We start from the raw sequence: 17099 nt of genomic DNA on the forward strand, positions 1-17099 counted from the left end.
GTCGGCAGCTGTTGCTCAGCCCGGTGTCTTGGTGTTGTTGCGCACCAGTTCGAGCTGGGCTTCGAGGACGCTCAGCCGAGCGAATTTGCGGCTGTAGATGACGAATTGTTCCTGAACGTGCTGCCGGCTTTGCGCGAGTTCCTGCCGGTGGCTCCGGATCTGCTCTTCGAGGCTCTGCAACCGTTGCTGGGTGGTTTGCGTCATGGCACCTACTCCCTGTGCTTGAGGTTTCAATCGGACTCTACCCGTGTGCCAATAAGTCGAGCTATAGCCGTTCGTCGTCCACGCGATAGCTGTTCCAGAGCCGTTTCGGTGACCCGATCGCCCTGGCGCAGCCATGGAAAGTCTGACTCTCGCCTGGCAGGTAGATGAACGAGGCGGCGGATCGCCAACGCCCTCCGCCGCCCTGCCCAACCCGCCGCCGCGTGCTCAGCGCGGCCCTATCGCCGTGCAGCTGTTGCTGGCGTCGACGTACTTCTTCAGCGTCGGCCACTGCGGGCGTTCCACGCCGTTCACCGGCTCCACCGCCAGGGCCGAGGAGCCCCAGCCAGGGCCGGCCGCCCAGTAGGTCAGTGGCATGCAGTTCTGCTGCAGATAGGCCAGCAGGTTGTCGGTCGCGGTCAGCCAGCGACTGTCGCCCGCCGGCACGCCGAACTCGGCGATCATGCCCCGCTTGCCATTGCGCTTGAGCCACTCGACGAAGGGCTTGACGCGATTGACCCCCACCTGCGGATCGAAGCTGGCCATGTTCTGCGCGGCGTAACTGCCACTGCCGTCCTGATCCAGGTAGACGTTGGCCGCATAGATGATGTTGTTGGCCGGATCCTTGAGGCCCAGCAGGGCATTGCTCACGCCCGGCCAGTTGGCCGCGCTGCCCCAGCTATTACCCTGGACGATCACCGGGTGGGTACGGTCCATGGTGCGCACCCCATCGATGCCCGATTGCGCCGTCACCGGCCAGCCGCTGTCCGCGCCATTGGGCTTGCCCATGATGTCGTAGCCATAGAGCGCTGCATGGTTGCCCCACTGGTAGGCCAGGCGATACATCAGGTCCCAGTAGTTGAAGTTGGTGACGGTTCCGGTGCCGATCAGGGTGCCCTTGTAGCGACCACCGTTGTCCAGCGCCAGGATCACCTTCATGTTGTACTTCTTGGCCAGCTCCAGCACCTGGGTGACCTGCTGGGTGTAGGCCGCCTCGAGGCTGCCGAAGAAGCGGGTCTGCAGGCGTTCCCAGATCACCGGGAAGCGAATCAGCCGCACGCCCTTGGCACTCCACTGCTGGAAATGCGCTTCGCTGGGCATGACGTAGTTGACGTTGAGCACGCCGGGCAGGTTCTGGGGAGCGAAGGCGGCGCCCGAGAAATTCAACCCGACCAGGTTGAGCTTGGCGGAGTTGGCCGGCGTCGACGAAGACCCCGACGGCGTCGTGGTCGAGCCACTCGAGGTACCACTACCGGTGCTGGGCTTGGTTTCGGTCGCCGGTACCGTCACCGCCGAACCGGCGTTGCCGCTGGTGCTGCCAGTACCGCCGGTGCTGCCGGTGCTGCCAGTGCTGCCGGTGCTGCCGGTGCTGCCGGTGCTGCCGGTGCTGCCGGTGCTGCCGGTGCTACCGGTGGACCCGCTCGAACCCGTGGTGGTGCCCGGGACGGTGACGGTAGTGCCAGAGGTGGTGGTACCGGTGCTCAGTGTCTTGGGATAGCCGAAGGCGTTGCCATCGAGCTGGGCGCTCTCGATGAACACGCTCATGTTGCTACCCACGACCTGGGCGTAGGTCACCTTGTAGCTCTTGCCATCGGCCGGCGTGACCTGCGCGCCCACCTTAAAGGCCCCCACGTTCGCCGTCGACGCCGGGATGGAGAAGCCCGCCGCCTTGCGATAGACGCCGTGCAGCCAGTCTTCGTTGGTGAAGTCGTTGATCGAGGTCGTCACTCCGGTCGTGGTCGAGCCGCCACCGCTACCGGTAGTACCGGTACCCGTGGAGGAACCCGTTCCGGTGCTACCCCCGTTGCTCGCGCCGGCGTTGCCACTGCTGGAACCCGCCGAGCCGCCGCTGGATCCGCCGGTGGTACCCGAGCCGCTCGCCGGCGTGGTACCGCTGCCACTGCCCAACGGGCCGATCGCGGTGCAGCTGCTGTCATCGATGTACTTGCGCAGGGTCGGCCACTGCGGCCGGTCGACGCCGTTGATCGGCTCCACCGACAGGAAGTAGTTGCCCCAGCCCGGGCCCGCCGCCCAGTAGGTGGCAGGGATGCAGTTCTGCTTGAGGTAAGCCAGCATCCGGTCCATCAGCGGCAGCCAGCGGGGATCGTTATCCGGTACGCCGAACTCGCCGATCATGCCCTTCTTGTTGTTCTTCTTCAGCCATTCGACGAAGGGGCGCACGCGCTCCACGCCGTAGTCCTGGCTGAGCTTGCCGACGTCGATGCCGGTGTAATTGCCGCCGGCGCTCTCGTCGAAATAGGAGTGCGCCTGGAAGATCAGGTTGTCGGACGGATCCTTGAGTGCCAGCAGGGAGTCGTTCCACAGCGGCCAGCGGGTAGCCTCCGACCAGCCGTTGCCTTCGATCATGATGGGCTTGGTCTTGTCGACGGCGCGCACCCCATTGATGCCGTACTGGGCGGCGATCGGCCACTGGGCCATGGAGTCGTGCGGCTCGTTCATGATGTCGTAGGCGTAGAGCGACGGCTGGCTGCTCCAGCGCTGGGCGATGCGGGTCATGATCTCCTGATAGCGATCATAGGGCACCGCGGCGCTACCGATGACCGACCCGCGATAGAAGGTGTAGTTGTGCAGGTCGAGGATGATGCGCATGCCGTACTTCTGCGCATTGGCGAAGGTCTGGTCGATGAGCGCGGCATAGGTCGGATCCAGGGCCCCGCCCAGGACGGGCTGCAGGCGCTCCCAGATGACCGGGAAGCGGATCAGCTTGATGCCCTTACCACTCCACTGCTTGAAGTAGGCCTCGACGGGAAAGATGTAATTAGTACCGTTTACGCCCGGTAGCACCTGGCCGGCGAAACCCGCTCCGGACAGGTTCAGGCCCACCAGGTTGACCTGTTCGGCTTTGGCTCCGGAAGCGAGTGCCAAGGCGGTTATGAAGGGTAGAGCTTGAGCTACCCGACGGGAACACTTGAGGAAAGATGCTTTCATCGTCACCAACTGCGCTAGATCGATACGAGAACGCTCTCCTTGAACACTCGCCGACATGAAGTGAGAGAAGGGCCTCGCTGAGAGTGTTCAGCGAGGCGATGCCTCCAGGCGCATCGATCCATACAAGCCATATGCCAACTTTCGGCTTAATTCGCCATGGCCACCATTTTGATATTACTTAATTTATATATAAATCTTTGATTTTATTGAATTTTTATAAAATTGCCGTTCGTCAATCCATCGCTTCTTACGTACGTATTGCAGACGGACGACGGTAATAGGAGCGCCTTTCGTCAAATTTATCGCCTCGCTATAGGCCAAATAGCCAAAAAGTTCCCTAAGGTGCCAAAAAAAGTAAGTCGCAAAATAACGAGAACTGATTCACATAATTCTTGATAGAGGAACTGCACAGTAGTTGCGCCGGTCAGGACTAGGTCTTTCGAAGGAGCGCCAGATGACCGCCCTCACCCTCGCGACCTATAACGTCAATGGCATCCGTGCCCGGCTACCCATCCTGCTGCAATGGTTGGCGCAGGAGCAGCCGGACATCGTCTGCCTGCAGGAGCTCAAGGCCAAGTCGGCTGATTTTCCCCAGGCCGAGCTGGCGGCGGCAGGCTACGGAGCGCTCTGGGAGGGGCAACCATCCTGGAATGGCGTAGCCATTCTGGCGCGTGATGACGAGCCCCTGGCCATCCACCGCGGCCTGCCCGGCATGGAGGACGACCCCCAGCGTCGCTATCTGGAGGCGGCGGTGAAGGGGGTGGTTGTCGCCAGCCTGTACCTGCCCAACGGCAATCCCTGGCCGGGCCCCAAATTCGACTACAAGCTGGCCTGGTTCGAATGCTTCATCGACCATGCTCGCAGCCTCATGGACAGCGGTCACCCCGTGGTGCTCGCGGGTGACTACAACGTGGTGCCCACCGACCGGGACATCTACGATCCCAAGTCCTGGCGCAAGGACGCCCTGCTGCAACCGGAAAGCCGCGCCGGCTTCCAGCGCCTGCTCGACCAGGGGTGGCTGGACGCCCTGCGTGAGCGTCATCCGGATGAAGCCATCTACACCTACTGGGACTATTTCCGACAGCGTTGGCAACGCAACGCCGGCCTGCGCATCGATCATCTACTGCTGAGTCCGGCGCTGCAGCCCGCCCTGCAGGAGGCGGGCGTACACCGCTGGGTGCGGGACCTGGAAAAGACCAGCGACCATGCACCGACCTGGATTCGCTTCGCCGCCCCGGGCTGAGAGCGCTCAGGTATCGCGCAGCAGGTCGTTGGCGTTGAGCAGCTGGAAGAGAACGTCCGGATGCTGGGCCAGGCCACGCCGTACGGCCGCCGGTATCGACTGATGGAGCTTGCGACACAGACCAGGCCGCGGCTGGATCTCGATCAGCATGCCCCGGGCGCTGCGCACCTCGCCGGGTCCGGGCCGGACCTCCAGGCGAATGCCCAGCTGCTCCTGCAGTCGCTGCTGCAGGCGTTGCAGATCCGCCGCGCTGGCGATGGCCGCCAGCCGTTCCAGCAGCCGCTGCTCCTCCTGTCGATTGAGCAACAGCGCCCGGGCATCCGCGCGAGGGTCGGCCAAGACGGCTTCGCGTTCGCAGGTACAGACTCCAGGGGGACAGGGAGCTCGCAGAGACGCCATGGAGTCGGGTTTCCTCGGTAATGGCGAAGGACGGGACGGCATTTTGAACATTGACCCGCTAGGGGCTGGCTGGCGCAGCTCCGCTATACCGCCAGGCTGCCGCGCCCCTGCTAACGGTACCCGAAGGATGGCGGTTCGCCCTACCGCCTATCGTGAGCTGACCCAAGCCTCTAGGCCGCCAAGCTGGGATCTTAACCACACTTAAATAACCAGAGGTGATCAAAACATAGCGAAAGCGTATTTTTAGCTATAAACCAGCCGCGTTAGCATAGGTGCTCTCAAAGCTCGTGACGTTGCCATGCCTACCACCTCGCCCGACCTGCTGATCGTCCCCGCCGATCAGCGCAGTACCCTGACCATCCGTGCCAAGGCGCTGGCCTTTGCCGATCCCCGCTCACGCGAGTTGCTGGAGCACCTGGATGAACTCGCCCCGGTGTCGCGCCCGGTGGTGCTAACAGGGGAATGGGGTACCGGGCGGGAATTGCTGGCGCGGCGGCTGCACGAACGGAGCGGCCGTACTGGCCTGTTCAGCAGCCTGAATTGCGCGTCGCTCAGCCCACGCCACGGGGCCGCCGAGTTGTTCGGCTACGTCCCGCGTGCCTATGCCGGCACCTCGGGCAGCCGAGTGGGCTGGTTCGGCACGGCCCACGAGGGCAGCCTCTATCTCGACGAAATCGCCGACCTGCCGCTGGAGCTGCAGGAGGAGTTGGTGCAAGTGCTGCAGCAGGGCAGCATCCTGCGCCTGGGCAGCAGTCAACGTACCCCGGTCGAGGTACGCCTGATCGCCGGCTCCAGCGTCGATCTGCCGCGCGCGGTCGAAGCCGGCCATTTCGCTGAGCGCCTCTGGCAACTCCTCGCCCCGGGACAGGTACTGGTCCCGCCGTTGCGCGAGCGTCCGGCCGACCTCCTGCCTCTCGCCCGTCATTTCCTGCTGCAGCACGCCGAGCGCCTGGGCCGTGCCCCTCCTCCCCTCACGTCGGCGGATGAAGCGGCGCTGCTCGCCTATCGTTGGCCGGGCAATATCCGCGAACTTGAACAGGTTCTCCATACCGCCCTGCTGACCGCCTCGACGGCAGGCCTCGAGCTTGGCAAGCTGCTGCCATCCTCCCTCGGTACGCGCTGAACTCCGCCGACGAACGGCAGTCCTAGCCGCATACCCTTGATCGAGTTTGACCATGACCGCTTCGTTCTCAAAGTCGATGCCCACTCCGCCATAGCCAGCGGCTGACCTCTTTCCTCAGGAAAGAGGACCGGAAACCCGAGTTGTCGCCAGAGGCGGCAGGCGGTGTTTCGTGCGGGAAAAGCCACGGCTTTTCAGGAATCGACGTTCAGAACGTGCGCCTTCGCTCGAAGGCGTTCAGGCATGGTTTCATGAATATTGTGATCACTGGCCGTTCCGGCCAGGTTTCGCGCGCCTTGCAGCGCGAGCTCGGCAGCACCCATCAATTGACCATTCTCGGGCAGGCGGAACTGGACCTCGCCCAGACCGGGCGGCTGCGCGCCGCCTTCGCGCGGCTAACGCCCGACCTCATCATCAACGCCGCGGCCTATACCGCTGTGGACCAAGCGGAGGAAGACCGCGAGCGCGCTTTTGCCATCAACGCCGAAGCGCCCGGAATACTGGCCGAACTGGCACGCGAGCGGGATATTCCCTTCGTGCACTATTCGTCCGACTACGTCTTCGACGGCAGCGCTGACCGCCCCTATACCGAACACTGTGATCCCGCCCCCCTGAGCGTCTACGGCCGCTCCAAGCTGGCGGGTGAACAGGCCGTGCTGGCGGCCGGTGGACGCGCCCTGGTCCTGCGTACCTCCTGGGTCTATTCCCACGACGGCCAGTGCTTTTTCAACACCATGCGCCGCCTGCTGGCCGAGCGCGACGAGTTGCATGTGGTGGACGATCAGCGCGGTGCCCCTACCTGGGCCCCAACCATCGCCGCGGCGACTCGCCAACTGGTCGAGCGACTGCTGCAGCGAGGCGACGTCGGTGGCCTCTATCATCTGACTAATGCGGGCCAGACGTCCTGGCATGGCTTCGCCGCCGCCATCGCCGAGCGCCTGGAGCGTCGAGGCGAGTTGCGCGCCCGCCTCTATCCCACCACGACCGACAACTACCCCACCCCCGCCACGCGGCCGCGCTTTTCCTGTCTCGACTGCAGCAAGGTCGCGGCAGTGCTACCGGCCGCCCTGCCCGACTGGCAGGCAGACTTCGAACGCTGCTGGGCGCTGTTCGAGCGCAGCGAATGGCTGCATTGATCGCGGCGCCAGCCCTGGCGGAGATCTTCACCAGGGCTGGCGTTGGCTCGCTCGCTTAGCGGGTTTCCCGTTCGCCGCCCTGGTAGGTGGATACCGCCACGTCCTCGTTGGGCGCAGGATGCCCTGGCAGATTCGGCAAGGCCTTGGCCTTCTCCAGGTCGATGCCGGCGCCTACCGCCACGCGCGTGCCGTAGTCCGGATCGCAGTGCCAGAAGTGCCAGACCATCCGCAGCTGGATGTCTTCGGGACAGGCCCGTAGGTCGGCGACGAGGTTGGCGATGAGGTCGTCCCGCTCCCATGCCTCGAAGGAGCGATAACGCGCGCCGGTCTGCTGATAGTCCGCGGCGGTCTTGCGCGACTGATAACGCCCCAGGTGCCCTTCGATCCATTGCCGATATTCATGCTGCGGCCGCGGCGCCTCGCTCAGGCCGCCCTGGGAGCTCGGCTCGTAGTTCACATGGGGATTGCTACCACTGCGGTCCACCTGCAGGGCCATCTGGCCATCGCGCTGGTTGGTGGCATAGGGACAGCGGGGCGCATTGATCGGCAGCTGCAGGTAATTGGCCCCGACCCGGTAACGCTGGGTATCGGAATAGGAAAGGGTGCGCCCCTGCAGCATCTTGTCGTCGGAGAAGTCGATCCCCTCCACCAGTACCCCAGTACCGAAGGCCGCCTGTTCGGTTTCGGCAAAGACGTTCGAGGGATTGCGATCCAGCACCAGCCGGCCCACCGGCAGCAGGGGAAACTGATCCTCGGGCCAGCGCTTGGTGTCGTCGAGGGGATCGAAGGGCAACTCGTCGTGCGCCTCGTCCGTCATGATCTGCACGCACATCTCCCACTCGGGATAGTCGCCTCGGTCGATGGCCTCGTAGAGATCACGGGTGGCATGGCCCACGTCGTACTTCTGGATCTCGGCTGCCTGCTCGCTGGTGAGATTCTTGATGCCCTGCTTGGGCTCGAAGGAGAACTTGCACAGCACGGCGACGCCCTGGTCGTTGACCAGCTTGTAGGTGTTCACGCTGGATCCCTGCATGTGCCGGTAGTCCGCGGGGATGCCCCAGGGGCTCTTCACCCAGGTCACCATGTGCAAGGCTTCGGGGTGATGCTGGACGAAGTCGTAGAAGCGCCAGGGCTCCTGGCGGTTGGTGATGGGATCGGGCTTGAAGGCGTGGATCATGTCCGGAAACTTGATGGCGTCGCGGATGAAGAACACCTTCAGGTTGTTGCCCACCAGGTCCCAGTTGCCGTCCTCGGTATAGAACTTGATGGCGAAGCCACGGGGATCGCGCGCGGTTTCCGGTGATTCCTTGGCGCCGATGACCGTGGAAAATCGCAGGAAGACCGGCGTCTTCACGCCCGTCTTGGTCAGCACCTTGGCGCAGGTATAGCGACTGGCCGGTTCATCGCCGATGGTGCCATAGGCCTCGAACCAGCCATGGGCGGCGGTGCCTCGGGCATGCACCACCCGCTCGGGTATCCGCTCGCGGTCGAAGTGGGTGATCTTCTCGATGAATTGGTAGTTTTCCAGCGTCGCCGGGCCCCGCTCTCCCACACTGCGCAGGCTTTGATTGTCCCGTACCGGATGGCCTTGGCGGGTCGTGAGAGTGATCTTGTCGTCGCTCATGGTGGTCTCCAGGCTGTTCACGTCGAACACAGCAGTGACCGGCCCTGCCTGACGCCGTTTTCCTGTGCCGGACGAGCTGCGCGCCAACGAAACGGCGGATCAGCCGCTTGCGCTGACCATCCGTAGCTCTAGCTGGTACCTCTTGTCCGTTGGGCGGAAAAAATCGATGATCGCGCTATCGACCTCATCCAGACTCTTCATCGACGGTCGATACCCTTCACGGCAATACTCAAACAAGAACGCCTGCCGGAGCCCCCCATGTCACAAGATTACGAAAGCGATTCGAACCCCCTCGCCAAACCCGGGCGGGCGGCGGATTTCAACGAGATGGCCGCTGCCGTTGCGGCAGCCATCTGCGTGTGGGCGGTGGCGACCCTGGTCGCCGTGGTGGCGGGCTACCACGGCAGTGGCCCGACCAACACGATCAATCTGCTGACGGTACTGGCGGCGGCGGTGGGCTTCGTCGGACGACGCTGGCAGCTCGGACGCCGCTGAGGCATAGGGCGCAGCGGGTCCGCGCCTGGCCAAAAAATATGCCTACTGGTTCTCACAGGCGGCCGGACTGGCTACTATGCCAGTCCTGAAATCATGGCAGGGATGCTCATGTCTTATCTGGTCCTGACGCGTCGCCCCGACGAAGTCATCAATCTATCGCTCAAGCCGGGCGCCAATGAAGAATAGGTGCTCGATCAGCTGTTCAACGGTGGTATCAATATCCGCATCGTCAAGCTGCAAGGCGATCGGGTGCAGGTGGGCATCCAGGCCCCCGCCGACATCAACATCATGCGGCAGGAGCTGCTGCCCTTCTAACCACTACGTCGCCAGCGATGACCGGGCTCACGGCAGCTTGCGGTTGCGCACGTACTCGAAGCGCCCTTCCAGGCCTTGCCATTCCACGCCCTGCCAGAGTTCGGGTGACAGGGTCCCTTCGGCTTGCAGATCCGCTCGGTAGTGGGCGAAGAAGGGTTGTCCGTCACGCAGGACGATGACGTTGTGGCGTTCTTCGATCTGCGCGATGAGATCCAGCACCGCCTCGGCCGATCGTCCACCGCTGAGGCAATAGCAACTCCCGTATTGGTGGAGCATGCTTTCGAAGCGATAGCGGTAGAGGGTGCAACGATCGGTTTCGAGATGGATGCGTTGGCCCTTGGCATCCTGCAGGGCGTGATGCACGCAGTGATCGCAGTCTTCGAACTCCTGCCGCGATTCCACCCACTCACCGAGAAACTGCTTCTTCCACCGCCAGACCAGTAGCCCACGATCTTCAGGCCTTGAATACACGCTGACCTTATAGAGCATCGCTCGACTCCTCTTTTATTGTTATGTGCCGAAGCCCCATCCCCCTGGTCGCGCCTCTTGGTCAGGCCAGAGGATGGTCGTACGCTCTGGGGCGTACGTTTCCAGCATCGCTCCATTTACCCGACGCGTCCAGCCATTCACAGGCCTCCGGTACTACCGCTCGACGGCGCCCAGCGGCAGGCGCATCGCTGCGCGAGCCGACCCAATAGCCGCGGCTTCGTCCAACTTCCATACAGGTATGGCGCTGCCCACCGGGGTTCTATTAGCCGCCCTATTCGTAGGGAAACAGCCGGCCTAGAGCGAGATACAAGTTGCGTACAAGTTCTGCTACCGCCGATCAGGCCGTGATTAAAAGCCGGTTGAGCGCAATTCAACTCGACTATATTCAGCCAATCCGGGTGGTTGCCAGGTGCAGAAAGCCTAGCGATTACAGGAGCTTGAGCAACTTCGAGAGGGATTTTAGTGCAACTCGATCTTGCACTGTTCAAAGCGTGGCGGCGCTAGCAACTATAAGCGCCGAGTTACTCACGTTGATGAAAACCGAGGGCAATGACCTCTGGAGCAGCGCCACGTGCAGGACCATCCATTACAACTCTTACCTGTTTAAGGATTCGTCATGCCTGGTCTGGAGAGCGACTATAGAGAGGCGCTGCGTTACGCCATCAGGAACTGCCCTGCCCGCACGACAGGACAGTTGGCAGCCATCGACTACGCCGATAGAGCCATCCGCCAGGGCCTGGAGACCCTTACCTCGCTGGAGCGCAAAACCCTGATCCTGGAGCTGGGCTTCTGGCTGACCCATTACCGGCGGCTACAGGAATTCGCCGGGCAAGAGAACGTCGCTACCGACACGCCACCCACCACTACGCCAGCAGACACCAACGCCCGCGATAACCGGGCAAGCAAGGCCACCTAGCGAGCCAGGACCGGTATACCCAGAGGAGACCTCGTCCCGTACAGGGCGCTCTCGGGGAAAGGGCGAGGCCGCGTGCGTCCTTGCGGCCATATCTTCAGCGGGCGAGTAATCGAGCGGAGTGTTCGGTACTCCGCCGACCTTACGGTAGCCACCTACGGCAGGTCTACCTTGCTCAGGTTGCACGGCAGTTCACCTTGGCCCTTGCCAGTCGTCCTATGGCCAACTGATCTGGTGCTCCGCATTCCAGCCTCCCGCCCCCTTTCGCTGCTCCACTTGAGCGCCTCTCGCTGTCGAGCACTCCCCCGACCTGAGGAAAATGCCACCCCTGGCCCAAAAAGATCCTGGTCCAAGCAGCACCAGACCGCCCTACTCCTGGAACGGGATTGTCTGGCACCAACGTAAATCGCCAAACGTTTGCTCCAGAAACGAAGCGGCCTGCCGAAAGCCTGGAATCCCTCCTCCAGAGCCTTTCGCCATGTCACTTCGCTCACTGTCCATAGCCAACCGCACGCTGTCATGTTTTGGCCTCCTGGTCGTACTGGTGGTCAGCCTGGGCCTGTTCGGCCTGCTGCAGCTGTCGCAGCTGCGCAGCCACGGCGTCATGATCGAGACCCACAACGTGCCCAGCATCGTCGAAGCCGACAACCTCGCCTTGCAGCTGGCCCGTACCCGTACCGAGGTGCTGCGCCTGCTGGCCATGACCGATGCGCCCACCGTTGCGGCCACGCGCGAGAAGATCAAGGAGATCGATGCCGAGGTGCAGGCCGGCTTCGGTCGCTACGAGAAGATGATCGACTCGGATCGCGAGCGACAGGCCTTCGACAACCTGCGGCAGGTGCATCGCGATTATGTCCGCGATACCGAGCAGGTGGCCGAATTGGTCGGGGCAGGCAAACTCGATGAGGCGCGGAGCTTCGTCCAGAGCAACATGGCCCAGCTCGGACCCAAGATGAACGATCAGACGGAAGTCCTGCGCAAGGTCAATCAGGAAGACATCCAGGCTGCATCCCAACAGTCCGACCACACCTATGCCCAGGGCACCTTCGTCACCTGGGTCGCCATCGGCCTGGCCCTGGGCCTGACCCTGCTGCTGGCCTGGCGCCTGACCCTGAGCCTGACTCGCCCCATCGCCGCGGCAGTAAACGCCGCCAAGACCATCGCCAGCGGTGACCTGACCCAGACCCTGGATACCCAGGGTCACGACGAAGCCGCCCAGTTGCTGCAGGCCATGCAGCAGATGCAGACCAACCTGCGCGACACCCTCGGTCACCTGGGCCATTCCGCCACCCAGTTGGCGTCGGCCGCCGAAGAAATGACCGCGGTGATGCAGGAGAGCGCCAAAGGCCTGCAACAGCAGAACAGCGAGATCGAGATGGCGGCCACCGCCGTCACCGAGATGAGCCAGGCGGTGGACGAGGTGGCCGGCAACGCCACCTCCACCTCGGCCGAATCGCGCCAGGCCGCGGACACCGCCCGCCAGGGCCAGCGGCAGCTGGGCGATACCCTGGGCGCCATCGAGGTGCTCACCGAGAACGTGCTGGGCGCCAGCGAACAGGCGCGCCAGCTGGCCGAGCAGACCCGCAACATCAGCCAGGTGCTGGACGTCATCCGTTCGGTCGCCGAGCAGACCAACCTGCTGGCGCTCAACGCCGCCATCGAAGCTGCGCGGGCCGGCGATGCCGGTCGTGGCTTCGCGGTGGTCGCCGATGAAGTTCGCGCCCTCGCCCACCGCACCGGCGAATCCACCCGCGAGATTGAAGGCATGATCGGCAGCATCCAGCAGGGCACCGGCCAGACCGTCGATGCTTTGCTGACCAGCGCCGATCAGGCGCGCCAGACCCGCGAGCAGGCGCAGTCGGCCAACGCCGCCCTGGCCGCGATCGCCCAGTCGGTGTCGGGCATCGACGAGCGTAACCTGCTGATCGCCAGTGCCGCCGAGGAACAGGCGAAGGTCGCCCGTGAGGTGGACCGCAACTTGGTACGCATCCGCGACTTGTCAGTACAGACCGCCGCGGGCGCCGAGCAGACGCGCTCCGCGAGCCAGCAGCTCTCCGAGCTGGCCGTGGAACTGAACGGGCAGGTCAGACGCTTCCGGGTCTAGCGCACCCCCCTCGCCCTCCGGCCCTGGTCAACCGGCCAGGACGCCAGGTGCTATCCCTTTCAGCAGACAGCACCTGGCGCGACTCGGCGATCCTTGGCGCGAAGCGGCCGCTCGCCCCGGACGCTCCACTCTCCGCCCACAAACGAAAAAGCCCCTGGAACCTCAGGCTCCAGGGGCTTTCGCGAATCACAATATGGCGGAGAGATAGGGATTTGAACCCTAGGAGCCATTGCTGACTCAACGGATTTCGAATCCGTCCCGTTCGACCACTCCGGCATCTCTCCAACGCGGCGCATGATACCAGCGATGCGCGCAAAAGCGAACAAGCAATTGCAAAAAAAGCTCTGGTATCAGCGGCTTGCGTTTAGAGCGGGACGCCCAGGCGCTGGGCGACCTCTTCGTAGGCCTCGATCACGCCGCCCAGACCCTGGCGGAAGCGATCCTTGTCCATTTTCTTGCGGGTGGCCTTGTCCCACAGGCGGCTGCCGTCCGGGCTGAACTCGTCGCCCAGCACGACCTTGCCGTGGAACAGACCGAATTCCAGCTTGAAGTCCACCAGCAGCAGACCGGCGTCGTCGAACAGCTGCTTGAGGATGTCGTTGATACGGAAGGTCAGGGCCTTCATCTCGGCCAGCTGGTCGAGCGTGGCCCAGCCGAAGGCCTGGACGTGGCTTTCGTTGACCATGGGGTCGTGCAGGGCGTCGTTCTTCAGGAAGAGTTCGAAAGTCGGCGGGGTCAGCTCCAGGCCCTCTTCCACACCCAGGCGGCGGACCAGGCTGCCGGCGGCGAAGTTGCGCACCACGCACTCGACCGGAATCATCTCGAGCTTCTTGACCAAGCACTCGTTGTCGCCCAGCAGTTGCTCGAACTGGGTCGGAATACCGGCGGCCTCCAGCTTCTGCATAACGAAGGCGTTGAACTTGTTGTTCACCATGCCCTTGCGCTCGAGCTGCTCGATGCGCTCGCCATCGAAGGCAGAGGTGTCGTTGCGGAACAACAGGACCAGGCGGTCGGGATCGTCGGTGGTGAATACCGACTTGGCCTTGCCGCGGTAGAGTTCTGCGCGTTTTTCCATCTTGGACTCCGGTTCGAATGGCTTGCAGGCTGTGGACGAACGCTAAGGGGACGACAGGTTCGGGACGAATACAGCCGGGAAGCGCAGTTTACATAGGATCGTGGATCTTTTGGCCGTGCCGCGAAGCCTAGCCGTCAAAGAAAAAGCCGAGCCGGCGCGCCTAGGCGATCGCCTGCCATTCCAGCCCCTGTTGCTGATCGGCGACGTGCAGCCAATCCGCGTCGCAGCCCAGAACGTTGGTGAAACAGGCGCGCGCCAGCCAGGGGTTGTTGTTCTTTTCGCTCAGGTGCGCGAGCACCAGGTGCTGCAGGCCTGGGCAAGCCAGTTCCAGCACCAGGTCCGCCGCCTGGCGGTTGTTCAGATGTCCCCGCACCCCACCGACACGCGCCTTGAGGTGATAGGGATAGGGCCCCGAGGCGAGCATGGCGCTGTCGTGGTTGGCCTCGATCACCAGGGCATCGAGCCCGCGGTAATGGGTCAGCACGCCGGGCGTGGCCTCGCCGAGATCGGTCAGCACGCCCAGGCGCTTGCGGCCATCGTCGAAGACGAATTGCGTCGGCTCCAAGGCGTCATGGGATACCTGCACCACGGTCACTTCCAGCGCGTCCAGGACCAGGCGTTCGCCATCCACCAGCAGCCCCTGGGCCGCGACCGGCTTGCGCAGGCCGCGCCCAGTGCCGGCGCTGTAGTACACCGGCACGCCATGCTTGCGCGCCAGCAACTCGACGCCCTGCACGTGATCGGAATGCTCGTGGGTGACCAGGACGGCGTCCAGCTGGGCAGGTACCACGCCCAGCCGGGCCAGACGACGTTCGGCTTCCCGCAGGGAGAAGCCGCAGTCGATCAGGACATAGCTGTTATGGCTGTGCACCAGGGTCGAGTTGCCCCGACTGCCGCTGCCCAGGATTGCGAAGCGCATACTGCATGCTCGTCTGAAGCTTTTTCAGCACGCCTTCGGCGATATCCTGGGGTGCTGCGGTATTGATGGTCTTGTCCAGGGTAACCTGGACGGCGTTGCCCACCGAAGTGAGGCGTACCTGGAAGCGCCGTGCCCGGGCGTCTTCCTCTTCCTTGGTCTCGCCCTTGCCGAACAGGCGACCGAAGAAGCCTGGCTTGCGCTCCTCGGGCTTCTGCGCGCCCTCGGCGAGGTTGACGTAGTAGACGCCCAGGCTGCGATCCATGTCGTCGACGCGGATGTCCGCGCCTTCGATGGCGCGACCGACGCTGGACCAGGCACGGTTCAGGTCGCTTTCCAGCACCAGCATGGGCACCCCGCTGCCATCGACCTCGTAGGTCACGCGTTCGGGGGTGTCGTAGCCGCCGGCGGCGAGCAGGGAGACGGAGCCACTGCCCTCCTCGCTGCGATCCAGGCCGGCGAGAACCTGATTCAGCAGAGCGTCATCGAGGGCCGAGCTGTTCTGGCTGCTCGACCAGGACGGCTCACTGCTGCTGCCCTGGCTGCGGGTCTGGGTCTGAACGAAGATTTCGCTGCTGCCGGACTGCACGCCCGGCTCGATGCGTACGCGGGTGCGCAGCTCGTTGCCCGGTTGCAGGCGGCCATTGGTGCTGAGGCTACGGGCCAGCGGCGTGGACAGTTCGGTGGGCGATTGCCAGGCGGTGATGAGTTCACCGGTCTGCGGCCGCTCCTCGGCGATGCGGAAGCCGTTGTCGGTCAGGTACTGGCGAGCCACCGGCCAGACGCTGGCCGGGACCTTCTGCGCGGCCAACCAGCGGGCATTGCCGCTGCGCTGCACGCTGTACTGCTCGCTGCCACCGCCCTGGACGCTCAGCGCCTGGGGCCGCGGGACCTCGAAGCCATAGGAGCGATTCTGGGTGTCGGCGACGTTGGCCGGGATCGGCAGCAGCGGGTCCAGCGGCTTGGCCTTGACATCGGTCGGCACCTGCATCGGTCCCGTCTCGCGGGATTCGAGGTAGTCGTTGCCGCGATCACGGAAATACCCGTGCTCGCCCCACACCCAGCTGCAGCCACTGGCGGTGGCCACGGCCAGACCCAGCGTCGTCAAACCCAGAACACGTTTCATCGACTGCTTCCTAATCACGCCAGCACTCCTGCCTGACGCAGGGCCTCACGTACCACTTCGTGGCAGCGCGAGCTGAGCCAGGTCAGCGGCAGGCGGATACCGGCGTCGATCATGCCCATTTCATGCAGGGCCCACTTCACCGGGATCGGGTTCGATTCGATGAACAGATTCTTGTGCAGCGGCATCAGCTTTTCGTTCAGTGCCCGCGCGGTGTCGGCATCGCCCTTCATCGCGGCGGCGCAGAGGTCGCTCATGGCGCGTGGCGCGACGTTGGCGGTCACCGAGATGTTGCCCTTGCCGCCCAGCAACATGAGCTCGGCCGCGGTGGCGTCGTCACCGGAGTAGACCAGGAAGTCCTTGCCGACCCGGGAGAGGATGTCGCGGGCGCGGGCCAGGTCGCCGGTGGCTTCCTTGATGCCGATGATGTTCGGCACCTTGGCCAGCCGCTCGACGGTCTCGGCCAGCATGTCGCAGGCGGTACGCCCCGGCACGTTGTAGAGGATCTGCGGGATGGCGACGGTTTCGGCGATCATGCGGAAGTGCTGGTACAGGCCTTCCTGGGTCGGCTTGTTGTAATAGGGCACGACCAGCAGGCAGGCGTCGGCGCCGGCGTCCTTGGCGGCTTGCGTGAGGTCGATGGCCTCGCGCGTGGAATTGCCGCCGGTGCCGGCGATCACCGGGATGCGACCCTTGACCTGCTCGACCACATGACGGATCACGGCGACGTGCTCGTCCACGTCCACCGTGGCGGATTCGCCCGAGGTGCCCACCGCAACGATGGCGTCGGTGCCTTCGGCGAGATGGAAGTCCACCAGCTTGGTCAGGTTATCCCAGTCGATACGCCCCTGGGCGTCCATAGGGGTGACCAGCGCCACCATGCTCCCCGCAATCATGCAACCGCTCCTGCCGGAAAAAGAGAGCGGTAATGGTACTGACGCCTCTGCGCCAGCACAAGCAACGCGCCCCCAACGGGCATTCCCCCCGCGAGCGCTTT

16 protein-coding genes and 1 tRNA gene are annotated in these 17099 nt (G+C 63.8%); 7 read left to right on the top strand and 10 right to left on the bottom strand.

What is annotated here, in order from left to right; genetic code table 11:
- Positions 1-15 precede the first annotated feature (15 nt).
- Positions 16-204, bottom strand: a complete 189-nt coding sequence (locus ACYJP6_RS14290) for a hypothetical protein (protein WP_459475666.1) — start codon at positions 202-204, stop codon at positions 16-18.
- Positions 205-429: 225 nt separating this feature from the next.
- The gene (locus ACYJP6_RS14295; RefSeq protein WP_459475667.1) at positions 430-3150 is read right to left on the bottom strand and encodes a glycoside hydrolase family 5 protein; all 2721 of its coding nucleotides are present in this window, start codon (positions 3148-3150) and stop codon (positions 430-432) included.
- Positions 3151-3604: 454 nt separating this feature from the next.
- Between ACYJP6_RS14295 and xth the strand changes: the two genes are divergently transcribed.
- Positions 3605-4393 (top strand): exodeoxyribonuclease III, encoded by a 789-nt coding sequence (gene xth, locus ACYJP6_RS14300; protein WP_459475669.1) that lies wholly within the window; start codon positions 3605-3607, stop codon positions 4391-4393.
- A gap of 6 nt (positions 4394-4399) precedes the next feature.
- Here xth and ACYJP6_RS14305 read toward each other — a convergent pair whose 3' ends face one another.
- Entirely contained in the window at positions 4400-4792 is a 393-nt protein-coding gene (locus tag ACYJP6_RS14305) for a hypothetical protein (RefSeq protein ID WP_459475670.1), read from the bottom strand.
- A 298-nt stretch (positions 4793-5090) separates the two neighbouring features.
- On the opposite strand from ACYJP6_RS14305, the gene ACYJP6_RS14310 reads away from it, so the two are divergent.
- Positions 5091-5915, top strand: coding sequence for a sigma-54-dependent transcriptional regulator (locus ACYJP6_RS14310; RefSeq protein ID WP_459475671.1), 825 nt, complete (start codon positions 5091-5093; stop codon positions 5913-5915).
- Positions 5916-6163: 248 nt separating this feature from the next.
- Positions 6164-7048: a dTDP-4-dehydrorhamnose reductase gene (gene rfbD / locus ACYJP6_RS14315; protein ID WP_459475672.1), complete on the top strand. Its 885-nt coding sequence runs from the start codon at positions 6164-6166 to the stop codon at positions 7046-7048.
- Positions 7049-7103: 55 nt separating this feature from the next.
- On the opposite strand, the gene ACYJP6_RS14320 is transcribed toward rfbD, so the two are convergent.
- On the bottom strand, positions 7104-8672 hold the full coding sequence (locus tag ACYJP6_RS14320; protein WP_459475673.1) for a catalase: 1569 nt from the start codon (positions 8670-8672) through the stop codon (positions 7104-7106).
- 258 nt (positions 8673-8930) lie between these two features.
- Between ACYJP6_RS14320 and ACYJP6_RS14325 the strand changes: the two genes are divergently transcribed.
- Both ACYJP6_RS14325 and ACYJP6_RS14330 read left to right on the top strand, forming a co-directional pair.
- Positions 8931-9167 (top strand): hypothetical protein, encoded by a 237-nt coding sequence (locus ACYJP6_RS14325; protein WP_459475675.1) that lies wholly within the window; start codon positions 8931-8933, stop codon positions 9165-9167.
- 186 nt (positions 9168-9353) lie between these two features.
- Positions 9354-9482: a carbon storage regulator gene (locus tag ACYJP6_RS14330; protein ID WP_459475676.1), complete on the top strand. Its 129-nt coding sequence runs from the start codon at positions 9354-9356 to the stop codon at positions 9480-9482.
- A gap of 27 nt (positions 9483-9509) precedes the next feature.
- Here the strand turns inward: ACYJP6_RS14330 and ACYJP6_RS14335 are convergent, their stop codons facing one another.
- Complete coding sequence (locus ACYJP6_RS14335; RefSeq protein ID WP_459475677.1) at positions 9510-9971, bottom strand: hypothetical protein; 462 nt, start codon at positions 9969-9971, stop codon at positions 9510-9512.
- A 616-nt stretch (positions 9972-10587) separates the two neighbouring features.
- Here ACYJP6_RS14335 and ACYJP6_RS14340 point away from each other — a divergent pair.
- Together ACYJP6_RS14340 and ACYJP6_RS14345 are read left to right on the top strand one after the other, a co-directional pair.
- Entirely contained in the window at positions 10588-10887 is a 300-nt protein-coding gene (locus tag ACYJP6_RS14340; protein WP_459475678.1) for a hypothetical protein, read from the top strand.
- Between the two features lie 475 nt (positions 10888-11362).
- Positions 11363-12988, top strand: coding sequence for a methyl-accepting chemotaxis protein (locus ACYJP6_RS14345; RefSeq protein ID WP_459475679.1), 1626 nt, complete (start codon positions 11363-11365; stop codon positions 12986-12988).
- Between the two features lie 194 nt (positions 12989-13182).
- Here ACYJP6_RS14345 and ACYJP6_RS14350 read toward each other — a convergent pair.
- The 5 genes from ACYJP6_RS14350 to dapA all read right to left on the bottom strand — a co-directional run bounded on the left by ACYJP6_RS14350 (position 13183) and on the right by dapA (position 16998).
- Positions 13183-13272 (bottom strand) — tRNA-Ser (locus ACYJP6_RS14350).
- A gap of 80 nt (positions 13273-13352) precedes the next feature.
- Positions 13353-14063: a phosphoribosylaminoimidazolesuccinocarboxamide synthase gene (purC, locus tag ACYJP6_RS14355; RefSeq protein WP_145005970.1), complete on the bottom strand. Its 711-nt coding sequence runs from the start codon at positions 14061-14063 to the stop codon at positions 13353-13355.
- A gap of 160 nt (positions 14064-14223) precedes the next feature.
- The gene (locus ACYJP6_RS14360) at positions 14224-14982 is read right to left on the bottom strand and encodes an MBL fold metallo-hydrolase (protein ID WP_145005967.1); all 759 of its coding nucleotides are present in this window, start codon (positions 14980-14982) and stop codon (positions 14224-14226) included.
- Entirely contained in the window at positions 14921-16105 is a 1185-nt protein-coding gene (bamC, locus tag ACYJP6_RS14365; protein ID WP_459475680.1) for an outer membrane protein assembly factor BamC, read from the bottom strand. The genes ACYJP6_RS14360 and bamC overlap by 62 nt, the downstream gene beginning before the upstream one ends.
- A gap of 14 nt (positions 16106-16119) precedes the next feature.
- Entirely contained in the window at positions 16120-16998 is an 879-nt protein-coding gene (gene dapA, locus ACYJP6_RS14370; RefSeq protein WP_459475681.1) for a 4-hydroxy-tetrahydrodipicolinate synthase, read from the bottom strand.
- Between the last annotated feature and the right edge of the window lie 101 nt (positions 16999-17099).

The sequence above is a fragment of the Pseudomonas sp. No.117 genome, from assembly GCF_054558395.1.

Bases quoted from the DNA above. Each gene is read 5' to 3' on its own strand.
- ACYJP6_RS14345 (WP_459475679.1), top strand. From the start codon at position 11,363: ATGTCACTTCGCTCACTGTCCATAGCCAACCGCACGCTGTCATGTTTT.
- purC (WP_145005970.1), bottom strand. From the start codon at position 14,063: ATGGAAAAACGCGCAGAACTCTACCGCGGCAAGGCCAAGTCGGTATTC.
- ACYJP6_RS14325 (WP_459475675.1), top strand. From the start codon at position 8,931: ATGTCACAAGATTACGAAAGCGATTCGAACCCCCTCGCCAAACCCGGG.
- ACYJP6_RS14340 (WP_459475678.1), top strand. From the start codon at position 10,588: ATGCCTGGTCTGGAGAGCGACTATAGAGAGGCGCTGCGTTACGCCATC.
- dapA (WP_459475681.1), bottom strand. From the start codon at position 16,998: ATGATTGCGGGGAGCATGGTGGCGCTGGTCACCCCTATGGACGCCCAG.
- ACYJP6_RS14320 (WP_459475673.1), bottom strand. From the start codon at position 8,672: ATGAGCGACGACAAGATCACTCTCACGACCCGCCAAGGCCATCCGGTA.
- xth (WP_459475669.1), top strand. From the start codon at position 3,605: ATGACCGCCCTCACCCTCGCGACCTATAACGTCAATGGCATCCGTGCC.
- ACYJP6_RS14335 (WP_459475677.1), bottom strand. From the start codon at position 9,971: ATGCTCTATAAGGTCAGCGTGTATTCAAGGCCTGAAGATCGTGGGCTA.
- ACYJP6_RS14295 (WP_459475667.1), bottom strand. From the start codon at position 3,150: ATGAAAGCATCTTTCCTCAAGTGTTCCCGTCGGGTAGCTCAAGCTCTA.
- ACYJP6_RS14360 (WP_145005967.1), bottom strand. From the start codon at position 14,982: ATGCGCTTCGCAATCCTGGGCAGCGGCAGTCGGGGCAACTCGACCCTG.
- ACYJP6_RS14290 (WP_459475666.1), bottom strand. From the start codon at position 204: ATGACGCAAACCACCCAGCAACGGTTGCAGAGCCTCGAAGAGCAGATC.
- ACYJP6_RS14310 (WP_459475671.1), top strand. From the start codon at position 5,091: ATGCCTACCACCTCGCCCGACCTGCTGATCGTCCCCGCCGATCAGCGC.
- ACYJP6_RS14305 (WP_459475670.1), bottom strand. From the start codon at position 4,792: ATGGCGTCTCTGCGAGCTCCCTGTCCCCCTGGAGTCTGTACCTGCGAA.
- rfbD (WP_459475672.1), top strand. From the start codon at position 6,164: ATGAATATTGTGATCACTGGCCGTTCCGGCCAGGTTTCGCGCGCCTTG.
- bamC (WP_459475680.1), bottom strand. From the start codon at position 16,105: ATGAAACGTGTTCTGGGTTTGACGACGCTGGGTCTGGCCGTGGCCACC.